At 60.3% G+C, this 21,669-nt stretch carries 30 protein-coding genes; 25 read left to right on the top strand and 5 right to left on the bottom strand.

Features of this window, described 5'->3' with window-relative positions:
• Positions 1–102 precede the first annotated feature (102 nt).
• The 3 genes from HWX39_RS36665 to HWX39_RS19920 are packed head-to-tail and all read left to right on the top strand — an operon-like array spanning position 103 to position 784.
• A complete protein-coding gene (locus tag HWX39_RS36665; RefSeq protein WP_279613093.1) occupies positions 103–234 on the top strand; it encodes a hypothetical protein in 132 nt (43 codons plus the stop codon).
• Entirely contained in the window at positions 234–545 is a 312-nt protein-coding gene (locus HWX39_RS19925) for a hypothetical protein (RefSeq protein ID WP_175969641.1), read from the top strand. The genes HWX39_RS36665 and HWX39_RS19925 overlap by 1 nt, the downstream gene beginning before the upstream one ends.
• Positions 542–784 carry a hypothetical protein gene (locus tag HWX39_RS19920; protein WP_175969640.1) on the top strand — a complete coding sequence of 81 codons (243 nt, stop codon included), beginning with the start codon at positions 542–544 and terminating at the stop codon, positions 782–784. Before HWX39_RS19925 ends, HWX39_RS19920 begins: the two co-directional genes overlap by 4 nt.
• 190 nt (positions 785–974) lie before the next feature.
• Here the strand turns inward: HWX39_RS19920 and HWX39_RS19915 are convergent, their stop codons facing one another.
• The 4 genes from HWX39_RS19915 to HWX39_RS19900 are packed head-to-tail and all read right to left on the bottom strand — an operon-like array spanning position 975 to position 2,748.
• Positions 975–1,157 carry a hypothetical protein gene (locus tag HWX39_RS19915; protein ID WP_175969639.1) on the bottom strand — a complete coding sequence of 61 codons (183 nt, stop codon included), beginning with the start codon at positions 1,155–1,157 and terminating at the stop codon, positions 975–977.
• Positions 1,158–1,199: 42 nt separating this feature from the next.
• Positions 1,200–2,207, bottom strand: coding sequence for a hypothetical protein (locus HWX39_RS19910; RefSeq protein ID WP_175969638.1), 1,008 nt, complete (start codon positions 2,205–2,207; stop codon positions 1,200–1,202).
• Positions 2,204–2,374, bottom strand: a complete 171-nt coding sequence (locus tag HWX39_RS19905; protein ID WP_175969637.1) for a hypothetical protein — start codon at positions 2,372–2,374, stop codon at positions 2,204–2,206. Before HWX39_RS19905 ends, HWX39_RS19910 begins: the two co-directional genes overlap by 4 nt.
• A 2-nt stretch (positions 2,375–2,376) precedes the next feature.
• On the bottom strand, positions 2,377–2,748 hold the full coding sequence (locus tag HWX39_RS19900; protein WP_175969636.1) for a hypothetical protein: 372 nt from the start codon (positions 2,746–2,748) through the stop codon (positions 2,377–2,379).
• Between the two features lie 97 nt (positions 2,749–2,845).
• Between HWX39_RS19900 and HWX39_RS19895 the strand changes: the two genes are divergently transcribed.
• The 15 genes from HWX39_RS19895 to HWX39_RS19825 all read left to right on the top strand — a co-directional run bounded on the left by HWX39_RS19895 (position 2,846) and on the right by HWX39_RS19825 (position 14,270).
• Entirely contained in the window at positions 2,846–3,400 is a 555-nt protein-coding gene (locus HWX39_RS19895) for an HGGxSTG domain-containing protein (RefSeq protein ID WP_175969635.1), read from the top strand.
• 3 nt (positions 3,401–3,403) lie between these two features.
• Entirely contained in the window at positions 3,404–4,732 is a 1,329-nt protein-coding gene (locus HWX39_RS19890; RefSeq protein ID WP_347879581.1) for a terminase family protein, read from the top strand.
• A gap of 69 nt (positions 4,733–4,801) precedes the next feature.
• Positions 4,802–6,283: a phage portal protein gene (locus tag HWX39_RS19885; RefSeq protein WP_175969633.1), complete on the top strand. Its 1,482-nt coding sequence runs from the start codon at positions 4,802–4,804 to the stop codon at positions 6,281–6,283.
• 67 nt (positions 6,284–6,350) lie between these two features.
• Positions 6,351–6,617 (top strand): hypothetical protein, encoded by a 267-nt coding sequence (locus HWX39_RS19880; RefSeq protein WP_175969632.1) that lies wholly within the window; start codon positions 6,351–6,353, stop codon positions 6,615–6,617.
• Positions 6,618–6,637: 20 nt separating this feature from the next.
• A complete protein-coding gene (locus tag HWX39_RS19875; RefSeq protein WP_175969631.1) occupies positions 6,638–7,228 on the top strand; it encodes a hypothetical protein in 591 nt (196 codons plus the stop codon).
• A gap of 81 nt (positions 7,229–7,309) precedes the next feature.
• Entirely contained in the window at positions 7,310–8,644 is a 1,335-nt protein-coding gene (locus tag HWX39_RS19870) for a DUF4043 domain-containing protein (RefSeq protein WP_175969630.1), read from the top strand.
• Between the two features lie 75 nt (positions 8,645–8,719).
• Entirely contained in the window at positions 8,720–9,034 is a 315-nt protein-coding gene (locus HWX39_RS19865) for a hypothetical protein (protein ID WP_175969629.1), read from the top strand.
• On the top strand, positions 9,034–9,420 hold the full coding sequence (locus tag HWX39_RS19860) for a hypothetical protein (RefSeq protein ID WP_175969628.1): 387 nt from the start codon (positions 9,034–9,036) through the stop codon (positions 9,418–9,420). The genes HWX39_RS19865 and HWX39_RS19860 overlap by 1 nt, the downstream gene beginning before the upstream one ends.
• Positions 9,420–10,067 carry a hypothetical protein gene (locus HWX39_RS19855; protein WP_175969627.1) on the top strand — a complete coding sequence of 216 codons (648 nt, stop codon included), beginning with the start codon at positions 9,420–9,422 and terminating at the stop codon, positions 10,065–10,067. The genes HWX39_RS19860 and HWX39_RS19855 overlap by 1 nt, the downstream gene beginning before the upstream one ends.
• Positions 10,067–10,909 carry a hypothetical protein gene (locus HWX39_RS19850; protein WP_175969626.1) on the top strand — a complete coding sequence of 281 codons (843 nt, stop codon included), beginning with the start codon at positions 10,067–10,069 and terminating at the stop codon, positions 10,907–10,909. The genes HWX39_RS19855 and HWX39_RS19850 overlap by 1 nt, the downstream gene beginning before the upstream one ends.
• 9 nt (positions 10,910–10,918) lie before the next feature.
• Positions 10,919–11,092, top strand: a complete 174-nt coding sequence (locus tag HWX39_RS19845) for a hypothetical protein (protein ID WP_175969625.1) — start codon at positions 10,919–10,921, stop codon at positions 11,090–11,092.
• 60 nt (positions 11,093–11,152) lie between these two features.
• Positions 11,153–12,709: a phage tail protein gene (locus HWX39_RS19840; protein ID WP_175969624.1), complete on the top strand. Its 1,557-nt coding sequence runs from the start codon at positions 11,153–11,155 to the stop codon at positions 12,707–12,709.
• A gap of 61 nt (positions 12,710–12,770) precedes the next feature.
• Positions 12,771–13,202: a hypothetical protein gene (locus HWX39_RS19835; protein WP_175969623.1), complete on the top strand. Its 432-nt coding sequence runs from the start codon at positions 12,771–12,773 to the stop codon at positions 13,200–13,202.
• Positions 13,203–13,204: 2 nt separating this feature from the next.
• Positions 13,205–13,606 (top strand): hypothetical protein, encoded by a 402-nt coding sequence (locus tag HWX39_RS19830; RefSeq protein ID WP_175969622.1) that lies wholly within the window; start codon positions 13,205–13,207, stop codon positions 13,604–13,606.
• Between the two features lie 163 nt (positions 13,607–13,769).
• Positions 13,770–14,270, top strand: coding sequence for a hypothetical protein (locus HWX39_RS19825; protein WP_244135055.1), 501 nt, complete (start codon positions 13,770–13,772; stop codon positions 14,268–14,270).
• Here the strand turns inward: HWX39_RS19825 and HWX39_RS19820 are convergent.
• Positions 14,263–14,508, bottom strand: coding sequence for a hypothetical protein (locus HWX39_RS19820; protein ID WP_175969621.1), 246 nt, complete (start codon positions 14,506–14,508; stop codon positions 14,263–14,265). The two genes, HWX39_RS19825 and HWX39_RS19820, sit on opposite strands and share 8 nt — an antisense overlap.
• Here HWX39_RS19820 and HWX39_RS19815 point away from each other — a divergent pair.
• From HWX39_RS19815 to HWX39_RS19785, 7 genes are read left to right on the top strand one after another with little or no spacing between them, the layout of a single operon-like run.
• Entirely contained in the window at positions 14,507–16,651 is a 2,145-nt protein-coding gene (locus HWX39_RS19815) for a hypothetical protein (RefSeq protein ID WP_175969620.1), read from the top strand. The genes HWX39_RS19820 and HWX39_RS19815 overlap by 2 nt on opposite strands.
• Positions 16,651–17,613: a hypothetical protein gene (locus HWX39_RS19810; protein ID WP_175969619.1), complete on the top strand. Its 963-nt coding sequence runs from the start codon at positions 16,651–16,653 to the stop codon at positions 17,611–17,613. The genes HWX39_RS19815 and HWX39_RS19810 overlap by 1 nt, the downstream gene beginning before the upstream one ends.
• Positions 17,606–18,730 (top strand): hypothetical protein, encoded by a 1,125-nt coding sequence (locus HWX39_RS19805; protein WP_175969618.1) that lies wholly within the window; start codon positions 17,606–17,608, stop codon positions 18,728–18,730. The genes HWX39_RS19810 and HWX39_RS19805 overlap by 8 nt, the downstream gene beginning before the upstream one ends.
• Positions 18,727–19,425 (top strand): phage baseplate assembly protein V, encoded by a 699-nt coding sequence (locus tag HWX39_RS19800; RefSeq protein WP_175969617.1) that lies wholly within the window; start codon positions 18,727–18,729, stop codon positions 19,423–19,425. Before HWX39_RS19805 ends, HWX39_RS19800 begins: the two co-directional genes overlap by 4 nt.
• The gene (locus HWX39_RS19795; RefSeq protein ID WP_175969616.1) at positions 19,425–19,826 is read left to right on the top strand and encodes a phage tail protein; all 402 of its coding nucleotides are present in this window, start codon (positions 19,425–19,427) and stop codon (positions 19,824–19,826) included. The genes HWX39_RS19800 and HWX39_RS19795 overlap by 1 nt, the downstream gene beginning before the upstream one ends.
• The gene (locus tag HWX39_RS19790) at positions 19,823–20,974 is read left to right on the top strand and encodes a baseplate J/gp47 family protein (RefSeq protein WP_175969615.1); all 1,152 of its coding nucleotides are present in this window, start codon (positions 19,823–19,825) and stop codon (positions 20,972–20,974) included. The genes HWX39_RS19795 and HWX39_RS19790 overlap by 4 nt, the downstream gene beginning before the upstream one ends.
• Positions 20,974–21,639, top strand: a complete 666-nt coding sequence (locus HWX39_RS19785; RefSeq protein ID WP_175969614.1) for a hypothetical protein — start codon at positions 20,974–20,976, stop codon at positions 21,637–21,639. Before HWX39_RS19790 ends, HWX39_RS19785 begins: the two co-directional genes overlap by 1 nt.
• Positions 21,640–21,669 lie beyond the last annotated feature (30 nt).

Below are 21,669 nucleotides of genomic sequence, written 5' to 3'. Positions count from 1 at the left end.
TCGTTCCCCTTCGTGTTGCGTTGTCGATGGGTTAAATACTACCTTTTGGATAGCATTTACGCAAGCACCTTTTCCACTGTTCCTTCTCAGGGAGATCCCGCAATGAAGAAATTCAATTTCCGCTACGTGTCGCCGGTCATGACGGCGCGCAAGGTCACGCAGGACGAGAAGGATCAGAGCGCCGAGCGTCGACGCAGACAGCGGCTCTACCGGCAGATCCGCACGGGGGCGTGATGGCGAAGGGCACGTATCAGATCCCTTTTGACTCGAAAGGCAACCAGAAGGGCTACCCCGACACCTGGGGCGGCCTGGAATGGCGCGATAACGTGCCGTTCGAGGACGCGCTCACGTATTCGGGCTACGGCCGGGGGCGATCGTCTGCGACGCTGCATTTCAAGCGCAGCGACGGCGCGAGCGTGCAGTTCTTCATGACGGATTTCGACGACATCGCGCGTCACATGGTTCGCGGCGTGCTCGCGGGCCGGTTCCAGTTCGTCAAGCGCGGCCAGAACTACGGCTGCCAGCGTATCGGGGACGCGTCATGAGCGCCGACCCCTGGGCGCATGTCGAGCCGCCGACATTCACCGCGACGCCGCACTACGAGTCGTGGAAGACCGGTGACGGCGAGGGGCGCGCCGTGCGCAGCGGGACGATGTGGGAGCGCCAGACCGTGAACGGCGGCCTGCACTGCGTGTGGGAATACCCGAACGGCGAGGCGATCGAGTTCTGGAAAGATGCGGCCGGGCGCGTTGTGGCCGGGCCGCGGGTGACGCAGCGGGTCTAGCCTGCCCGGTGCGACAGAACGTCGCCGAGCGACGGAGTGGGCGACTCAATCCAGGTGTAGAGTCCATAAGCGACGGCAAGAGCCGCGGCCAGCATGAGCGCGGCGCAGATCGCTGAAAATGTTCGCTTCATGTGAAATAGCCCCGATGGGATGTCGGGGCTATTCTACATGCGGCGCGAAACGTGGTTTGTTACGTGGCGGATACGACCAGGGCGAGCAGGTCGAAGCCGCTCACGCGGCGGCCGTCGACCTTGAAGCGGATCTTGTCGTCCGCTCCGAGGTTCGCCGTGACCTTGTATCCGGCGATCGTCGCCGTTGCAGTCGTGTACTGCTGTGCGCGCTTGCGGAGGTTCGTGACTTTACGTGCGCTCATGCTGATGTGCTCCTGTGGTTGGTGATTCGATTGTGATTCGGATTAGCGGGGCTGCGATGCTGCCGCGCCGGCTGGAAGCAGCCCCGACAGCTTCACGATGTCGACTACCATTTCGACGCAATCGACCGGCAAGCAGATTCCGTGCGCGTCACAGATCGAAACCACGTCGTCGTAATCGAAAGCCGCTCGCCCGTCTGCCGGCGCTGCCGCTGCCGCTGCATCTGCGGAGGGAGGCGTGGTGACTTGATCGAGCATTGCCTGATAGACGGCGGCGGCCGTCCAAGGACCGCCGACGCCGACCGGAAGCGCCCAATGCCCGGCATCTTTCATGACGCCAGTCGGTTTGATCGGCACAAGCTTCCACCCCTCCCGCATCGCTCCCGCCACCTCAGTGCGAGGGGCGCGGGAAACAATCGGTCGCATCGACGTCCAGCGGTCGATCGTCTTGTTGGCGTAATCGCTTGCCGCACTCCAGCTATCAGCTTGATCGGGCGTATCCTCGCGGTCGTAATGCTGGCCTTCACGCCACGCAGCACGCAGATATGCAAACAGGTCGCGCACATCAATCGATACCTGATACTCGTTATCCGCCCCATTGCCCGTGCCTTCGAGCGGGGCGGAGGGTGCGGGCGCGCTTGCCGCGAGCAGATCGTCATGCCTCGGCCCGAGCAGCGACACGTCGTCGCCGCCGCAGTGCCGCACGACCTGCCGCCACGTATCATCCAGCGAGCGCCGGTGAACGTTGGTGAGCGGCCGGTTCTTCACCTCCGCGTCCCATCGCCTGACCGCCCAATCCAGCATCGCGGCCCCGGCCGGCGCTGCTTCGTGCTGCTCGACAGGGGATGCGAAGATAGCCGGCACGATGGCGCGGTCGATCAGGTCGTCGATGAAGCGATCATTGTGATAGTCGATCAAGGACAGAATTCGGTCGGGCGTATCGATTCCGATGTTGCGGTCCAGTTCGGCAAAGTATTCGGTCAACGCTTCGCCGAGGGCTTGCCGCTTGTCGCCCGTCAGCGCATCAGCGCGGCTATTGTCGGTGGTGGTCATGCTCGACGCTCCCGTACGGTCGTCTGCGCGAACAGCGTCGACGCAGAGCGGCCCGACAGTGCGCTCGCCGCCTCGATCGCGCCGCGCTCGGTGATTGCCTTGACCACTTCTACGAGCACGTCTCCGCAGTACACGTACCACTTCTTCAGTTGGGATCGCGGGTACATGGTCAGACCTCGATTTCGACGGGGACTGCGGTTGCAACCGCGGATTCGTCCGAATGCCTGCGTGCGGCGGCTTCATTGTCATGCCACACCGCGAAATTCCCCTGCGATTTGCCAAGCGGGTTCGCTTGGTCGTAGATGTTCACGTACACCGTGCGCTTGCGCGGAGCCATGAACAGGTCGAGGTCGTCGGGGCCTTCTTTGAAGTACGCGCCGGATTCGAAATAGCAGCGCGGCGCAGTGGTTCCTTCGACGCGAGTAATCACCCGATGCGTTTCCGAGAAATTCGGGTCGTGCGCCACGAAAGCCACGCTGCGCCCATCTCTCGTGACGATCGGCTCGCCGCGCTTCGCTGCTTCCAGATCAAACGGTTTCATCCTGATTTCCTCCGGTAGGTGTCTGTCGATACTGCCGGATTAAATGCTATCTCGTCGGTAGCATTCGCGCAAGAACAATTTTCATGAGGATCCGCACATGCCGCATATCTGCGGGGCTAAGACTCGCAGCGGTGCGCCCTGCCAGCGGCCCGCCCTAGCCGGGAAAAAGCGGTGCCGCCTGCATGGCGGCGCCAGTACAGGCGCACCGAAAGGCAACAAAAACAGCCTGAAGCACGGCATTTACAGCCGCGTGATACGGGAAGAAGACCGGGAGATATACGACTCGGTTGCTACCGCTTTGGGCTCACTCGATCACGAAATCGCGATCGTGCGCATGCAGCTTCACAACACGCTCGAAGCGCAGAACCGGGCGCGTGACGGCGACACCGACGCCCCCAGCGCAGCTCTCGGGCTCGAAATGCAGAAGTACGTCGACAAACAGGCAACCGAGTTCACGGCCGGGCCCGAAGGCGTCTACGAGCGCGTCGACTACAACGGCCATATCGACCGGCTAACGGCCCGTATCGCGATGCTCGAAAAGACGCGCGCGGAACTGCTCGAAGCGGAAGTGAAACGGCGCGAGAACGACGACCCGGACGGCGACGATGCGCCGAAATGGGAAATCACGATCGTGCCAGCGAAAAAGGGATAGCCGATGGGGCGCATTGTCCGATCGACAATGACCGAGCCCCAGGCAGAATTTTTCCAGCTCACCGCCAAATACCCCGCCTTCGTCGGCGGGTTCGGCGTTGGCAAGTCCGAAACGATGGCGAATTGCGCCATCCGGGACGCTCAGACATCAAGCGATACGTTGATCGGCCTGTACGAGCCGACGCACGACCTTATTCGCCTGATTATGGCCCCTCGGATGGAGGGAAAGCTGTCCACGATGGGGATTCGGTACAAGTACAACAAGACCGAAAACATCATCTACACGTCGTCGGGCGGGATCGGTGACTTCGTGCTGCGCTCGATGCAGAACCCTGAACGCATCGTCGGCTATGAGACGTACCGGGCTCACGTCGACGAAATCGATACGCTGAAAAAGAAAATGGCGTATCACGCGTGGCGCAAGATCATCGCGCGGAATCGACAGGTGCCGAAGCGCGTGCGCGACGTGCATTTCAAGCCGTTCAACCGGGTCAGCGCGTACACGACGCCGGAAGGCTTCTCATTCGTGTACGAGACATGGGCGAAGGATCGGGCCAAAGCAGAAGCCAAGGGCTACGTCATGATCCAGGCGCCGACGCTATCGAATCCGTTCCTTCCCGAGGATTACGTCGATTCGCTGCGCGCCAGCTACCCGCCGCAGTTGATCGAAGCGTACCTGAACGGCCACTTCGTCAACCTGAACACGGGCACGGTGTACCTGTGCTTTGATCGCGCGCTGAACGTCAAGCGATGCCCGTACAACCCGGCGCTGCCGCTCCATATCGGGATGGATTTCAACGTTAATCCGATGTCGGCCAGCGTGCACCAGGAACAGCCGAACGGCGACATATGGTGCGTCGGCGAGATCGTGCTCAAGACGAGCAACACGCACGAAATGGCCGACGAGATTGTGTCGCGGTACGGAAAAGCAAGTTTCGACCCGACGAAGCGCGACGTTTCGCACATCACCGTCTATCCGGATCCAGCGGGCACGCAGCAGAAGACGAGCGCCCAGGGGAAAACCGACATCCTGATCCTGCGCGACAAGGGGCTGCGCGTCATCCATATGACCGCGCATCCGCTCGTGCGGGATCGCATCAACTTCGTGAACGGCTGGCTGCTGAACGGCAACGGGCAACGGCGGTATTTCGTCGACCCGAGCTGCGAGCACGTAATCGAGTGCTTCGAGCAACTGACCTACAAGGAAGACACGAACCAGCCGGACAAGGAAAGCGGCATGGATCACATGCCCGACTCGATCGGCTACTACCTGTACACGAAACACATCTGGATCCCCGCGCAACGCGTAGATAGCCCGCACATGGCCCGCTGACGGCCTCGCCAATCCCCAAGCATGCCCGGCGCCGCACGAGCGGCGCCACGGGCTCCATATGAGGCGCCAATGTGGTTAGACCTGAAATCGCAGCACAAGCAAGACAAGGACTTGCCGCAGCGAAGCTTTGAAAACCAGTGTTACAACGCCGTGCTCGACGGCACGCTGTACGACGTTCTGCAACACTCCTTCCATACCGAGCGAACCGACGCAAACGAGTACATCAAACTCCGAGATCGGCGCCCGAGCGTCAGATATGCGCTCTGCCGAGCCGTCGTCGACGATTCGGTCGGCCTGCTCTTCTCGGAAGAGCACTTTCCGACGCCGAAGTGCGAGGAAAACCCCGATGTCGCGCAGCAGCTTGCGACGATCATCAAGGAAACGCGCCTCAACCAAATCATGATCGACGCCGCGACGCAGGGCTCGGTTGGATCGGTCGCAATCCTCATGCGTGTCCTGAATGGGCGAATCTTCTTCGACGTGATGCGCACGACGTATCTCACGCCCGAGTGGAAGGCCGACGAGCCCGACACGCTCGCGACGGTCGTCGAGCAGTACAAGACGAAGGGAAGCGCCCTGAAGGTGCTTGGCTACTCGATCAGTGACGACGACCTTTCGGCAGATTTCTGGTTTTGCCGCGATTGGGATCAGCGGGCGGAAAACTGGTACATGCCGTGGCCGGTACAGGGCGCGGATCCCGATTTCAAGCCGATCCAGGACGAGAAGCGAACCGTAACGCACAACCTCGGTTTCGTTCCGATGGTCTGGATCAAGAACCTTCCGGGCGGCAACGGAATCGACGGCGAATGCACGTTCAAGCTCGCGATCGATACCAACATCGAAATCGACTACATCCTTTCGCAGGGCGGCCGCGGGCTGAAGTATGCCAGCGACCCGACGCTGCTCATTAAGGAACCGGCCAGCGGCGGCGGCAACTCGATGGTCAAGGGCGGCGGGAATGCGATCGTCGTCGACAAGGACGGCGACGCGAAGCTGCTCGAAATGAGCGGCGACAGCACGACGGCGATCCTAGAATACGTGCGGCTCTCGCGCCAAGTCGCGCTTGAATCGATTCATGGCAACAAGTCGGACGCCGACAAGATCGCGGCGGCGCAGTCTGGGCGAGCGATGGAACTGATGAATCAGGCTCTTATCTGGCTCGCCGACAAGCTGCGAATCTCCTACGGCGAGTGCGGGCTACTCGAAATCCTGAACATGATCGTTCAGGTATCGAACAAGCACGCACTCAAGACGAAAAAAGGCAAGCCCATCGGCAAGATTCCGGTCGATCCGGAAATCGCGTTGAAGTGGCCGCCGTGGTACGCCCCTACCTGGGCGGACAAAACGAACGAAGCAAACACCCTAACCGCTCTCACGGGCGGCGGGATCCTCTCGAAGGAAACCGCCACGGAATCGATCGCCGACGAGTACGACATCGAAGACACCGCGGCGGAAACCGGAAAGATCAAGGCCGAGGCGCAGGCGGCGCAGGACGCGCAAATCACGCTCGCCAAGGCAACCAAACCCGTCCCGGATAACACGGGCGACTAGCGGCCGATGCCGCGCATCACCTCGGCGCCCTGCCGGGACATTTCAACATCACCAAGGGGGAAGGCTGATGCCTGACTCAACGCCTCACTACATCGGTAAGGCTCTGGCCGCAAACGCGGCCGAACGATTGGGGGCACGCTCTGCTGTTCTGCTGACGCAGGACGAAAACGGAGTCGTGACGCTCTTCTCGCACGGCGCGACGACGCACGCCGCAATCAACGGCGTGCTGTCCGTTGGCATCCACATCAACCTGTCGGATCACGACGCGCAAGTGCTCGGCGGCGCTGCGGGGCAAGAAGCCATGCAGACGGCGCAATCGATCCTCAATTCCTAACCCTGTAGCGAGCAATCACCATGCGAATCACGAAACTCCTGTCTGCCCTCCTGTTCGGTTCTTTCTTCCGTTTCTCCGTTGAAGATTCGGGTGGTGGCGGCGGCGGTGGTGGCAACCCGCCCGCCAATCCGGACGCGCGGGCCACGTTCACGCGCGAGTACGTCAGCGAACTGCGCGAAGAGGCGAAGATGTGGCGCCTGAAGTTCCAGGAGCGCGACGGCCAATTCAACGAGGCGAGCAAGAAGCTCACCGACAGCGAGACGGCGCACAAAACCGCCCTGACCGACGCCGACACGCGCGCCAATCAGCGCGTCATGCGCGCCGAGCTGAAGGCGCACGCCGTGAAAGCCGGGCTCGTCGACATGGAAGCGCTCGACCTGCTCGACCTGTCGTCGGTGAAGTTCAACGACAAAGGCGAACTCGAAGGCGTCGACGCGCTCTTCGAGGCGGCGAAGAAGGCAAAGCCGTACCTGTTCGGCGCACAGAACACCGGGTCGACGGAAAAGAAGCCGCCGCCCGCTGAGAACACGCCGAAAGACGTGCGCAATCTGTCGGCCGCCGAGTACGAGGCGGAAAAAGCCAAGATGGTCGCCGCGTCCCGCAAGCGCTGATCGCATCCCTCCCCCTGTAGCACCTTCCCTTTCCTGAATGCCCCGCCATCGAGCGGGGCATTTTCATTTCCAAGGTAGAAAATGGGTATTCAAAATTTCCCGGCCGCACTGCAACCCGCGATTCAACAAGGCTTCCTCGCTCGCGAGTTCGAAAGCGGCCTGCGGTCGCGCCTGGGTTTCCGTGACATCGCCGATCGCGAAGACTTCCCGAACAAGGTCGGCGAGACGATCACGAAGACCCGCAACGGCCTGAAGGCGCCGACCACGACGCCCCTCAACCCGTCGACGAACACGAACCTCGACAACGGCATGTCGCCGTCGCAGTGGACGATCGAGCAATACGTGCTCGGCATCAACATGTACGGCGACACGATCGACCTGAACATGGTCACGCAGGGCGTCGGCATCGCGAACCAGTTCCTCGTGAATGCGAAGGTGAACGGCGTGCAGTCGTCGCAATCGCTCGACCGCATCGCGCGGAACACCCTCTACGGCGCGTATCTCGGTGGCAATACCCGCGTTCGAACCACGCTCGGATCGGCGGGCACCACGGTTTCGGTCGACGACATCCGCGGGTTCCAGCAAGTCTACGTCGACGGCTCGGGCCTGACGCCGGGCAACGGCACGATGGTGCCGGTGAACGGTTCGAACACGATGCAGGTCACGGTAGGATCGAACGTCTATGCGCTGGTCGGCGCGACGGCCGACGTGACGAACGTATCGACCGCGCCGCAGGGTATTTCGGGCACGCTGACGTTCTCGGGCAACGTCACCGTTGCGGACGGCACGGCCGGTAACGCGGTCCTGTCTCAGACCGGCGCGACGATCTACCGCCCGAACGGCCGCACGACGACCGCGGCGCTCCAGGCGGGCGACTACCTGACGATGCAAACCGTGCTTTCCGCTGTCGCGACGCTGCGCGGTAACGGCGTCCCGGCCGTGCGCGGCCTGTACAACTGCTACATCGACGACATCCAACTGCTCGGCCTGTTCAAGGACGGCGATTTCAAACTGCTCTACCGCGGAGCGTACGGCTCCGAAGAGTACAAGACCGGCCAGATCATCGAGCTGCTCGGCGTGCGCTTCATCCCGACGAACGAAGCGCCGCAGCAAACATCGATCGGCGCGGGCGCCGTTCACCGCGCGATTGTGTGCGGTCAAGGCGCGATCATCGAAGGCGATTACGTCGGCATCGCATACAGCGACGTTAGCGGAGACAACGCGCTGATCGAAATGGTCGACAGCGTGTGCATGGTCACTCGTGAGCCGATCGACCGCCTGCAACAGATCATCGCGCAGTCGTGGTACTGGATCGGCGGTTTCGCCGTGCCGACCGATGTCACCGCGACGCAACTCATCATCCCGACCGCGACGCTCTCGTACTTCAAGCGCGCCGTCGTTCTCGAATCGCTGTAATCGCCCCGAGGGCGTAGCGATTGAGGGGCGCCCGTAGTCGCGCCCCTCCCTGATCGAAATTTTGAAGGAATCCCCATGACGGACGCAGTTCAGGCCGCTACCGCGGCGGCCACCAAGGCGGTTACGAAGGCCGCGGCGACGGCGACGGCGAAGAAGGCGAAGACCGACGCCGAGACGGCCACAAAAACCGTCGTCGCCGACGCGAAGAATCTGCCCGAGTCGGTGACGCTCGCCGCGCCGCACGGCTTTATCGACGACGAAGGCGAGGCGCATGTGTGGCTTCAGCATGAAGTCGTCACGGTCGAAAGCGAAATCAAGTTGCTGATCGAGCGCGGTGCGCGCCTGTTCGGCATCAACGGCGAGCCCGAAGCGCCCGCGAAGGCGAAGTAATGCTCACGGACGCCCAAAAGATCGACATCCGGCGCTTTTGTGGCTATCCCGTGTACGGCGGCCAACCTGTTCAAGCGTTCGGCTACCGCTTCTTCCAGTGGTACGGCACTCTCGAGTTTCGTATGAACAACCTTGCTCAGGGCGAGGAAACGGTCGTCATCAATACGTACCTCGCGAACCTAAACACGCTGGAACAGGCGATTCCCGGCACGTCGTCGAACCTCGACACCGATACGGCCGCAGTGTGGAAGCACAACCCGAACGAGCAACGCGACCGAGATCGCCTATTCGACTCGTGGCGCCGCCGCCTCTGCGGATTCTTCGGCATCCCGCCCGGCCCGTCGTTTGTCGACGGGTCGTCGGGATCAATTGCGCTGGTGGTCTGATGGACGGGGCCACGCTTCAGCGCAAGGTGTATCAGGGATACGGGAAAGCCGCTATCCGGGTCGGGTTGCCCTTCGCGCAGTATCGGCCGACCGGCTCGAACAACCCGACGCAGGGCGCCCCGCTCAACTCGGCACTGCTCGCCAGCTTCAACGCCGAAGACATGAAGTACGGCCGGGCGAACAAGTACGGAAAGCCGACATGGTATTGCCTCGCGGATGGCACGCAGATGCAGGTCTTCGACTATCTCGTCGGCCCGCAGCGCACGTATTTTATCGCCGCCATGCAGCCGCTCTTGCCGATCCTGGCCGTCGAGTGCAATCGGACGCTCAACATCACGCGCCCGCAGCAACAAACGCAGTTCGGCCAAGTGTCGAGCTACGAAGGCACGACGGCCGCGAACGAAGTTCCGTTGATGGCTACATGGCCCGCTTCGGTGCTGCAAGGCACGAAGGGCGAGAAAGGTGAAATCGTTCTGCCGGGCGACGTTCGTAACGCATGGTGGGCGATTCTTCTGCCGTCCACGCCGAGCGTCACGCTCCGGTCGGGTGACCTCATCGCCGACGACATCGGGCGTCGCTACATCATTTCGAGCGCCGAGCTAACCGATCTCGGATGGCGGCTCACCGCGCAACAGGGTCAAACGTAATGGCCGATCTTTCTGACGTTCAAAACGTGCTCGCCGGACAGATCGCGTCGTGGCTTTACCCGAATGGAACGGGAACCCCTTCTGCTGTCGGGTTCGATGTGCGCGTCGGATGCGGATGGCCGACCACCGCCGTGCTCGACGCCGACTTGAAATCGGGTTCCGCAAACGTGTCTATATACGCGACCGGTATCGAGCAGAAAACGACGCGGTGGCAACAGGGATGGCAGATGCAGAGCAACAATGCTCCAACTCTGACGCTATCGCAGTCCGGTCAGGTGGTTACGGTTGGCGGAACGAACCCGACGCCTTACAGCCAGCAGAACATCGCGATCTTCATCAACCAGTCGCCGTACACCTACGCGGTTCAGCCGTCCGACGCACCCGCGACGATCGCGACAGCGCTCGCGACGATCATCGCCGCCGCCGTTCCGGGAACAACCAGTTCCGGTGCCGCGATCACCATTCCGGCCGGGGCGCGCATCGGCGCGCTTCGCGTCGGCGGAACTGGAACTGCGGTCAAGGTCATCCGGACGCAACGTCGCCTGTTCCAGATCGTTCTGTGGTGCAGCACCGACGCACAGCGGGTCGCAATTGCCAACTGCATAGACGGCCAGCTTTCCGATATGACGCGAATCGCCATGCCGGACGGCCTGTTTGCGCGGGTCGTCTACCACGACAGCCCACAGCAGGATCTAGGAGAAAAGGCCCGCCTCTTCCGGCGTGACCTCCGTTATTTCGTCGAGTTCTCGACGACTAAGACGGAAGGCGTCGCACAGGTGATTGTCTTCAAAACTACAGTGTCGGATCAGTTTGGGAATCCGATCACCTCTTTCAACGCATAAGGAATCCGCATGAGCGATAAGAAAGCTCCCGCGCCTTCGTTCGATTTCGAACTGGTGGTGATTCACCAATTCGGTTTCAACGAGCGCGGCAAGCGCATCGCCGACCCGCAAGAAATTGCGAGCGTCATCGGGACCGAAAACGAACGGTTCTGCCACAAGGTCGCGAAGGAAGATCCGCAGTAATCGCCCCTATTTCCGAATGAAGAAGCCCGCTACGTGCGGGCTTTTTTTATTGGAGCATCAATGCCTATTTATCAAGTCGGTCAACTGAACTCGACCGCTCTCTCTGCGCCGGGCGTGTATCTGCAAATTCAGCCGCCCCCGCTCATCATCAACGGCGTTCCGTCAAACCTCCTCGGGATGATCGGCGTCGGATCCTGGGGGCCGGTCAACAGTCCGACGCTCGTCGGCTCGCCGAGCGATGTCGCGAATTTTCTCGGGGGCGCCCAGGTGCGAACCTCCGACCTTCCGACGCACATCGGCATTGCATTTCTGATCGGGGCAACGGCGATCAAGTACGTCCGCGTGACGGACGGCACCGATACCGCTGCGACGATCGCACTGAAGGACACGGCAAGCACGCCGATGACCGGCGCGACGCTCACCGCGCTCTATACGGGCACGGGCGGAAACGCCATGACCGCCGCAATCACGGCGGGCACGAAGGCGAGCACGTACAAGCTGACGGTCACGCGGCCCGGCATCACGCCGGAAGTGTTCGACAACATCGCCGGAACTGGCGCCGCCTTCTGGCAAAACCTCGTCAATGCCGTGAACAACGGGCAGTCCAATGCGCGCGGCCCGTCGCAAAACGTCGTTGCGACGATCGGAACGTCCGTCACTGCGCCGAACATCGTCACGGTTTACGCGCTGGCTGGAGGCACCGATGGCGCGACCGGAGTCACGAATGCGACGCTCGTCGGCGTCGACGGCACCGCAGGCGCAGCCAAGGGCATGTACTGCCTGCGCTCGCAAGGCTGCCAAGTCGGCGCGCTCTGCGATCACACCGACCTCACCGCTGCGTCGACCATCCTGCAATTCGGTTTGCAGGAAGGCATCTACATGGGCACGCAGGGATCGGCCGGGCAGTCGTATTCGACGGTATCGACCGCGCTCAACACGGCGGGCGCGGACGGCTACGGCCTGAAGGTTTTCGTCGGAGATTGGGTGACGTACTGGGACGGCACGAACAACCAAAACCGCCTCATTGGCCCCGCTACCTTTTGGGCCGCCGAGCAAGCGTCGCTGTCGCCCGAGCAATCGAGCCTCAACAAGCCGCTACCCGGAATCGTCAGTACGCAGCGCGTCGCGCAAAACCTGCCGTACAGCTCGGCCGAAATTGGCGCGATCAAGTCGGCGCGACTGGATGTCATCACGAACCCGTCGCCCGGAGGCAACTACTACGCGTGCCAAACCGGCATCAACGCGTCGAGCACGAACGGCCAGAACGGCGACAACTACACGCGCATGACGAATTACCTTGCCCTGACGCTCGCGAGCGCGTTCGGCAAGGTCATCGGCCAGCCTCAGACGGCCGACCTGCGCACCGACGTGAAAAGCGCGATGCAAGGGTTCCTCATGAACCTGTGGCGCGCGAAGATGATCGGCGACGTGAACAACCCGCAAGCGGTTCCGTTCACGGTCGAAATCGACGCGGCGAACAACCCCGCGCAGCAGGTCGCAAACGGATACATGGCCGCAAACGTGTCCGTCAAGTACCTGTCGATCGTCTTCTACTTCGTCATCAACCTCCAGGGCGGACAGACGGTCACGATTCAGTCGTCGATCAGTTCTCACTAAGCCCCCCTCCGAACAACCAGTAAGCCCGCCATGCGCGGGCTTTTTCTATTGGGAAGCGTAAATGCCGCTGAATGGCTTTAGCGTTGGCCGCGACATCGCGACCAACATCCAGACGCCGACCGGAACCCTCGCCCTTTCGCTCATCACGAAATTCACTTCGAAGCCGGAAACGACCGACAAGAAGGTGAAGGGGATCGACGGCCGGACGCGTCACCTGATTTTCCCGGACGGCTGGACGGGCGCGTTTGAAGTCGAGCGGCAAGACAGCACGATCGACGATTTCTTCGCCGCCCAAGAGGCCAACTACTACGCAGGGCTCAACCTGCTTCCGTCGACGATCACCGAAACGATCACCGAGTCGGATGGTTCGACGAGCCAGTACATGTATGTGGGCGTGATTTTCAAGCTCGACGATGCTGGCGATTGGGCTGGCGACGAAACGGTCAAACAAAAAATCAGCTTCATGGCTGAACAACGGATCAAGGTGGCATAAGGATGACGACGGTCAACGTGCGCAGCAAAAAGCAGGAGTCGCCGCAGGTCGGCGAAACCCCCTCGCAACAACTGATCAAGAAGGCCGATGCATCGGTCACGATCGACACGCCGAACGGCCTGCAAGTCACGCTGCGCAAGCCGGGCGTGCTGTCGCAATTCCGGCTCGTGAAAATGCTCGGCGAGGCGGCGAAAAATCAGGTTTACGTCGGCATGGTGCTTCCGATCACCTACATCACCGGCATCGACGGAAAGCCTGTCAACTACCCGAACAACGAGCGTGAGATCGAGGCTCTGATCACGCGACTCGATGAAGATGGCGTGACAGCCGTCATGCAGGCGGTCGACGAGCATTTCGGCGCGCAATCGAAGCCGGACGAGGTGCGCGAAGAAGTAAAAAACTAGCACGCTCCGCGGCAATCAGCGAGGCGCTGTGGCTCGTGAAAAACGGAGTGCCGTTCGACGTAGCGTTCGCCTTGGACGATGCGACGCGCACGGCATTCTCGATCAAGTTTTCGGAGTTCGAGGGCCATAAGTTCAACTACTCGAATATGGAGTTTGAGGACTCGTGAGCGCGATTCGGGAATTTGCGAGCCTGGGCCAGTTCGCTGCGCATCTTATGACGCGTCAAGCGGCGGTAGCCCTTGAATTGCATGCGGGGCTTGTCGAGGTTGCGAACAACGTTCGCGACACTGCGCGGCAGGAGCTTGGCACATATCAGAAATCGATCGGGCCGTTTCCTGCTTGGGCTCAACTGAAGGAAGAAACGAAAGCGGATCGGGTTCGCCAAGGGTTCACGCCGAACGATCCGCTCCTTCGATCGGGCGAAATGCGCGATTCGGTTCAAAGGGAGGTGTCGGCGCTCGAAGCCGTGGTCGGATCGGACGACGACAAAGCCGTGTATCACGAGCTTGGCACCGACAAGATCCCGCCGCGCCCGTCCCTCGGGCCTGCGGTGCTGCACTGCGAAGAGAAGATGAAACGCGTGCTCGGCGGCGCACTCGTGACCGGCATCCTAGGTCGGGGCATCAACGTTCCCACGTTGATGACCTCGCGCGAATTCACATAGACGAAACGAACGCCCACACGATCGCGCAAGTCCCGGTCAGCAGCGGGATCGCGATCGCTGCAGCGCCCGCGCACAACATCACCATCGAAATCCGCTGCCATATCGGCATCGGATGAATGAACTGAACGCGCGCCCCTACGCGCGACGCCCTATTCAATGGGCGCACATTCGGATACTGCACCGAGTCGAACCGGTCAGCCGCCCATTCATGCAGGCGAAATATAAAGGACGGTTTCATGTTCGAAGCCTTCAAAATTGGCGTGCGAATCAGCCTCATCAACAGCGCGTCATTGGGGCTTGCCGCACTCTCTAAAGATTTTTTACGCACCGAGGCGCAAGCCAGTCTACTGCAAAAGCGGATCGAAAGCATACAGAATCAGGCGAAGAAAGGCGCCTTAATGCTCGGAATTTCCGCAGGGATTGTCGGAGCGCTTAAGGTTCCATACGAAGAAGCGAAGAAACTTCGCATGGAGCAAGAAAAGTTTCAAACGCTTAACCTTTCGTCTGCCGATAACGCGAAGGTATTCGCGACCGCGCAGACGCTCGCGCACAAGAACCTCGGCGCAACGATCGCGGACAACATCGCGCTCATCACCGACCTGCACACGGCGACCGGTGACCTCGGAAAGGCACTGTCGCTATCCGACGCATACAACCGGTTTGCGATCGCCGCGAAGATTCAGAACGACGGAAAGAATGTCGACGGCCTGGTTTACAACTCGGTAAAAGCGCTTGAGCATCGCGGCGACAAGGTGATGCAGAATCCGGCCGAGTTGGCGAAAGAACTTTCGATGCAGTCTCAAGTTTACTTTGGGACTCGCGGTCGCGTGTCGGCGAACGACTATTTCCACGCGTCGCAGACCGGCAAGATCGCCTATCAACTTGCGTCGCCCGAATACTTGTATGGCGCTTTCGCTGCACTCATCAGCGCGAAGACCGGCTCGACTGCTGGCACCACGTTGATGACGTTCAACAGCTCGCTGATTGGCGGGCACATGGACAAGAAAGCAAAGGGGTTCCTGTCGAGCCTCGGCCTGTGGGATACGAAAATTTCCCCCGAGGCGCTCGCGATTCAGCGCGCCATCAACAAGACCGTAGACCCTGCGATGCGCGCGGCACTTCGGGCGCAGCACGTTGAAACGCCGGTCACGGGCGGCCTGTCCGCAGAAAACGCAAAACTTGCGTCTCAGCGTCCGGATGTATTCATTCATGATGTGCTCGTGCCAGCCATGCGGCGCAAGTACGGGAATCTCGACGAAGAACAGCTCGCGATCCTCGTCGCGCAGCACTTCAACCGAGCGACTGGCGATTTTATCGGCTCCAACATAACGAGCGCACAGAAGAACGCGAAGGACACGGCGATTTTCCGAAAGACGGATGATTTTTCGGGAGCGTACCGGCAGTACATCAAATCGCCCGAGGGTGCCGAGGTGGCCGCGGATGCCGCGTGGAAGAACTTCCTCGCCGTGTTCGGCTCGGTCTACCTGCCGACAATCACAAACGGACTCTTGAAGATTGCGGGCGGCCTGGATCGATTTGGTCAGTTCGTGGAGCGACACCAAACGCTGTTCAAGGTCATAGCAGACGGGTTCATCCTGCTCGCTGGCGGACTCGCCATCAACGGCGCCGTTCTGCTCGTAACCGCGGCGGTCCGCGGCTTCGGATTGGCGCTTGCCATGCGCGCTATTGGCGGCCCTGCCGGTTTGATGCGGCTCGGTCGCACTGCGGCCGGACTCGGCATGTCGATTTTCAGAATGGGAGGTATCGCGTTCCGCGCGCTGCGTATCACGGGCAACGGGCTCGCGTTTCTGCGAGGCATGGCATTCATCGTCACTGGACCGATAGGCGCCATTGCGCGCGGATTGCTTTTCCTCGGGCGCGCTCTGGCAATGCAAGCTGTCGGTGGCGCTGCGGGGATTGTCCGTATTGCTGGCGCGATCGCCGGAAGCGCGTCCACGGCGTTTACTGGCGCGCTGGCCGCGCTCGTTAGCCCGCTAGGCATTGTCGTGCTCGCGCTCGGCACCCTAGCGGCTGCCGCGTACGCATTCCGGCCGTTCACGCAGTCGGAAATCGATAGTTACAAGACGGACGGGGGCGTGAAGCTCTCGGCGGGCGCGCAGAAGCGCGTCGACGCAGGCGAATTCAAGGGCGCCGCGGCGCCGACATTTTCGAGTGTCAATCAGGCGACAACGACGCAATCGCGATTCGTTCGACCCGGCCCTCCTGCGGTTCACGTAACGACCTATGCAGACTTCGGAAACGGATTCGAGAAGGGCGTGACGAAAGTCGTCGGCGGGATCGTTTCTAAGTCTTCGGCGCCGCTCGGCTCAGGCATGTACGACGCCGGGCTCGGCCAAGCGGTTCCGGGGCAGGAGTACTAATGCCGGACATCACACTCAGTCTCGGTGATGTGCAGTTCGCAGATACCGAGATTCCCGAAGTAATCAAGGTGAAAACCGGACAAAGGAGTGTCGTTCACAAGTTCATCGGCGGCGCTCGGCAGGTCGACCTGCTTGGCGCCGACCACGATCCGATCGAATGGTCGGGGCTGCTGATCGGGGAAAACGCGCTCGATCGCGCGCTTACTCTGAAAGGCATGAACGACGCGGCACTGCCAGTTTTCTTGGCATGGTCCGAATTCTTCTACCTGGTGGTCGTAACGGGCTTCGATGCTGATTACGAGCGCGACTACCAGATCCCGTATCAGTTGACCTGCACTGTCGTTCAGGACATGACGACGACGCCGGGCCAGAGCGCGAGCGACAGCCTCGACGACCTCATCAACGGGGACATGTCCGCGGCTACTTCGCTGGCGTCGAGCATTGGCGATAGCGGGGTCAGCGGAGCTATTTCAACGCTTGGCTCTGCTGTTTCGGCGGTTTCCGATTTCGCTAAGGCCGCAAAGAGCACGATCAACTCGGTGCTTACTCCGCTGAATCAAGCGCGCAGCGTCGTCGGTACGCTGATCGCATCGACGGAAAACACCATTCAGAGTGTTACGACGTTGGGCGGAATCCTTCCGGGAAATCCGATTGCGACGAACGTCTCGCGCCTCTTCACGCAGATCAACGCGTTTCAGTCTCAGCAGAACCTAGTCCAACTCGACAGTGTTCTCGGTCGAATGGGCCGGAATCTCGGCCAGATCAACAGCGGCATCAAGACCATCAAATCGGGCGGCGGCTCACTGTTCGACATCGCATCGAAGTTCTACCGCGACGTGAGCGGATGGACGACGCTGGCTCAGGCAAACCCGCAGCTCGGTGGCGATCCGAGGATCATCGGAAACCAATCGATCGTCATCCCGCCGTATCAGGGCGGCTCAGGAGGAATTTTAGGTGCCTAACTCGTCCGCAAACTCGGTTCGCGGCGCGATCAAGGTAAACGGTCAGATCATCACGGGATGGGATTCGTTCGAGGTCGACAACAACTCCTATGCATCTGCGGATACGTTTTCCTGCGTATTTGCAGCAAACGCGCTCCCTGCGTCTCAGGACGCAGCATGGTTTTCCAACCAAAAGGATATGTATATCGAGCTTTTCGCCGGGGTTCCTAACGACCTGTCGAAATGGACGGCTACGGAGCTTCCGCGATGGATTTACGGGCAGGTCGACAAGATCGGATACGACCCGGCTCGCGGCTGCATTGAAGTGTCAGGGCGCGATCTTACGCGCGTTTTCATCGATGCGAAGACGACCGAAAAATTTCAAAACAAAACGTCGTCGCAAATCGCCGCCTTGCTCGCTCAACGGCACGGCCTCACGTCAAACGTCACGGAAACTTCGACCCTCGTCGGTAAGTACTACGCGATCGACCATGACGCGATGAACAACGCGCGAACGGAGTGGGATTTGCTCTGCTATCTCGCACGCATCGAACAGTTCGCCGTCTACGTGCGGGGGCAAACACTGTTTTTCAACCCTCGCCCCGATCCGTCGAAGGTGGCGCCGTACAAGATCGTATGGACGCCGCCCGACGCAAATACCGGCGCGCCTACCTGTAACGTCAAGGGCCTGAAGTTCGAGCGAACATTGACTGTGTCTCGTGGGATTTACGTACAGGTTCGATCGTTCAACGACGTTGACCAGCGTGTCTATACCGCTCAGTACCCATCGTCCACAAGCAAGAAATCGACGGCGCCCGGTTCGATTGGAAGCTCGGGCGACGCTCAGACGTATTACTACAACGTTGCGAACCTCACGAAGCAGAAGTGCGTCGAGTACGCGCAAGCGAAATACAACGAACTCATTCGGCACGAAATGTTGATGGAGTTCGAGATTCCAGCCGCTGGAAACGATTTCCTCGATACGACATCCGTCGTTCAGATGCAAGGGACCGGAACGGCATGGGATCAAATGTATTTCCCCGACAGCATCACGCGGCGTCTTAGTTTCGATGACGGATACACCCTCGAATTGCACGCGAAAAACCACAGCCCCGATTCTCAGCAGGAGGGCATATGAGTACACGCGTAGCGAATCGGCTCGCGAACATGGCCCGCATGCAGTCGGATTTGAGCGGGCAAGGTAGCGCGAAACCGAGAACCGGGATTGTGTCGAGCTATGACCCAAACCGTCACGCAGTGAAGGTCAAGATTCAGCCCGAGGATGTGGAACTCGTCGGCTGGATTCCGGTTTCCGCTCCGGGCGTCGGAAATGGCTTCGGCGTGCTCGTCGGTCCAAACATCGGCGACATGGTGCAGATCACGTTTAACGAGGGGAACGAGCGCGCGCCTCGCGTTACTGCGCGCTTTTTCTCGAACGCCAATCCGCCCGTAATCGTTCAATCCGGCGAAACCTGGATGGTCCACAAGAGCGGGTCGACCGTCAAATTGACGAACGACGGAAAGGTGACTCTCATCGACAAAGCCGGGTCGACTGTCGTCATGAATGGCGACGGATCCGGAGTCATGACGTTCAGCGGGGGGCTGACGTTGAACGGGACGCTTCTTGTGACAAAGACGATTACCGGACAAGGTGGAATCCAGATTTCCGGCAATAACGGCACCGGATCGGCATCGACCCTCACCGGGAATTTCACCATCGTCGGCGACATCAGTTCGACAGGCGCCATCGTCAACAACGGCCACCACGTCGATAGCACGCATTACCACTCAAACGGTAACGGCGGATCCAACACTGGAGAAGTTGTAAATTAATGCCCGATATTTACCACTATTGGGGAGGCGACCTTGTCGTCTCCCCCGGTGGCGATTTGGCGGTTGCGAATGAAGGTGATAGCACAACACAGCAGATTCTTCGCGCATTGATGACGAACCCTGCTCTAAGCGATGCTGCTGGTAACGCTATCGCGTCGGCTGACTATTCCGATCATCCATCTTTCGGTGCGGGCCTCCCGCGCCGGATCGGTTCAACGGTAAACATCCCGACAGTCAGGGCGCTCGTCCGCAGCGTCGTCTATTCGTTCCCTTCCGTCTGCCGCTCTCCTGCCCCGACCATCGACGTTCAACCGTTCAACGATGGCGCGACGATCAACATCCAGTATGTCAACGCCGCAACCGGCGAAACTGACACGCTGTCATTCGACATCAACAAATGAGCGTTCAAGGCCAATCCTTCACGCAGATCCTTACCGGATTTGCGACGGCCGTTCAGGGCGCTGCGTCCACGCTTGTCAGCTTCGTCATCGGCTCGGTTCTACGGGCGATCGGCGAGGGGACGGCATGGATCGCGATGTACCTGCAAGGGCTGATCCTCACCGCAATTGCACTCACGCGCGCAGCTACATCGAACGGCGCTGACCTCGACTCATGGTTTGCACAGTTCGGATTCTCGCGATTGCCGTCGAGCGCTGCAAGCGGCCAAGTTACGTTTTCCCGGTTCACCTACACGCAGCAGGCTGTCGTCCCGGTAGGCTCGATTGCGCAGACCGGCGACGGCACGCAGCAATACCAGGTAGTCGCCGATACGACGAACCCGGCATATAGCGCCAGCCTAAACGGCTTCGTTATCGCGGCCGGAGCACAATCTGTCACGTGCTCGGTAGTCAGCATCACTGCCGGAAGCAATTCCCTAGCGTTGCCGGATGCATCTGGAAATGTGATTGCGAACGCAATCAGTTCCCTGTATCAGTCGATCCCCTACGTCGACACCGTTTCGAATGCGCAGCCATTCACGAACGGCAAGAACGCCGAAACAGACGCGGCCGCGCGGGTTCGTTTCGTCGGGTGGCTTGCAACACTCGCGCGCGCTACACCCGCGGCAGTCGGAGCTGCAATTTCCGCGCTTGGGGCGAATTTCGCGTACTCGATCGTCGAAAACCAGAATTACAACGGCTCCACGAATATTGGGTACTTCTATGTCGTCGTCGATGACGGCACGGGATACCCATCGTCTACAACGCTGTCGACCGCGTACAACGCGATCAATGCAGTCCGGCCGATCACCTCGACATTTGGTGTGTTCGCGCCGGTAGTGGTGGGCGCAGTCATTTCGATGGCCATCACGACTACATCGACCGGCGCAGGGCACTCGTCCACCGCGGCAACCGTTCAGGCTGCGGTGCAAAGCTACGTCAACAGTTTGAAGCTCGGGCAGATGCTCTCCTATCTGCGAATCGCGCAGGTTGCGTTCGATGCGTCGAGCGATGTGACGGATGTCGGGTCGTTACTGTTGAACGGCGGAACGTCGGATCTTATCGCGACCAACCAACAGGTCATCAAGGCCACTAGCGTATCGGTGATTTGATGACGATAGGCGACCAAAGCGATTTTCTCGCTCGACTTAAGGAGCGGATGCCGAACGGATGGTTTGGGACAATCCATCCGATTCTCGACGCCGTTCTGAGCGGCATCGCGAGCATGTTCGCTGCCGTGTACGCAGCCTATGCGTTCATGGTGGCGCAGACTCGCATTCAAACGTCGACCGGCGGGTGGCTCGACATTTCTTCCGCCGACTACTTCGGCACGAATCTCCCGCGCCTTTCGAACGAATCGGATCCGGCGTTCAGCGCTCGGATTCAGATCAATTTGGTTCAGGAGCGCGGCACCCGCAACGCCGTCGTTACGGTGCTCAAAAACTTGACCGGGCGCGCACCCGTCATCGTAGAAGTTCAGAACCCTGCGGATACCGGGGCGTATGGAGGCCCGACGATCGGATACGGCGTTGCGGGCGCATATGGCTCTCTCGTGCTCGACTATCAGGCGTTCATCACCGCGTATCGCCCGATTGGTTCCGGCATTCCCAACATCGGCGGATATGGATCGTCTGTATCGGGGTATTCGATGCCATCTCAAGGCGAATACGCCGACCTGTCGCAAATGAATTCGGGCGTGACCGATTCCGCGATCTACGCCGCAATCGAATCCGTTCGTCCTGCCGGGACGATTCTTTGGGTTCGTATTTCGAACTAATTCCCCGCGCACTATCACATGCAAACCCCG

This window comes from Burkholderia sp. BCC0322 (assembly GCF_902833045.1).
In the GTDB taxonomy this organism is placed as follows: Bacteria; Pseudomonadota; Gammaproteobacteria; order Burkholderiales; family Burkholderiaceae; genus Burkholderia.
The sequence above is the reverse complement of the archived record's forward strand: the minus strand, read 5'-3'. Positions and strand labels throughout refer to the sequence as shown.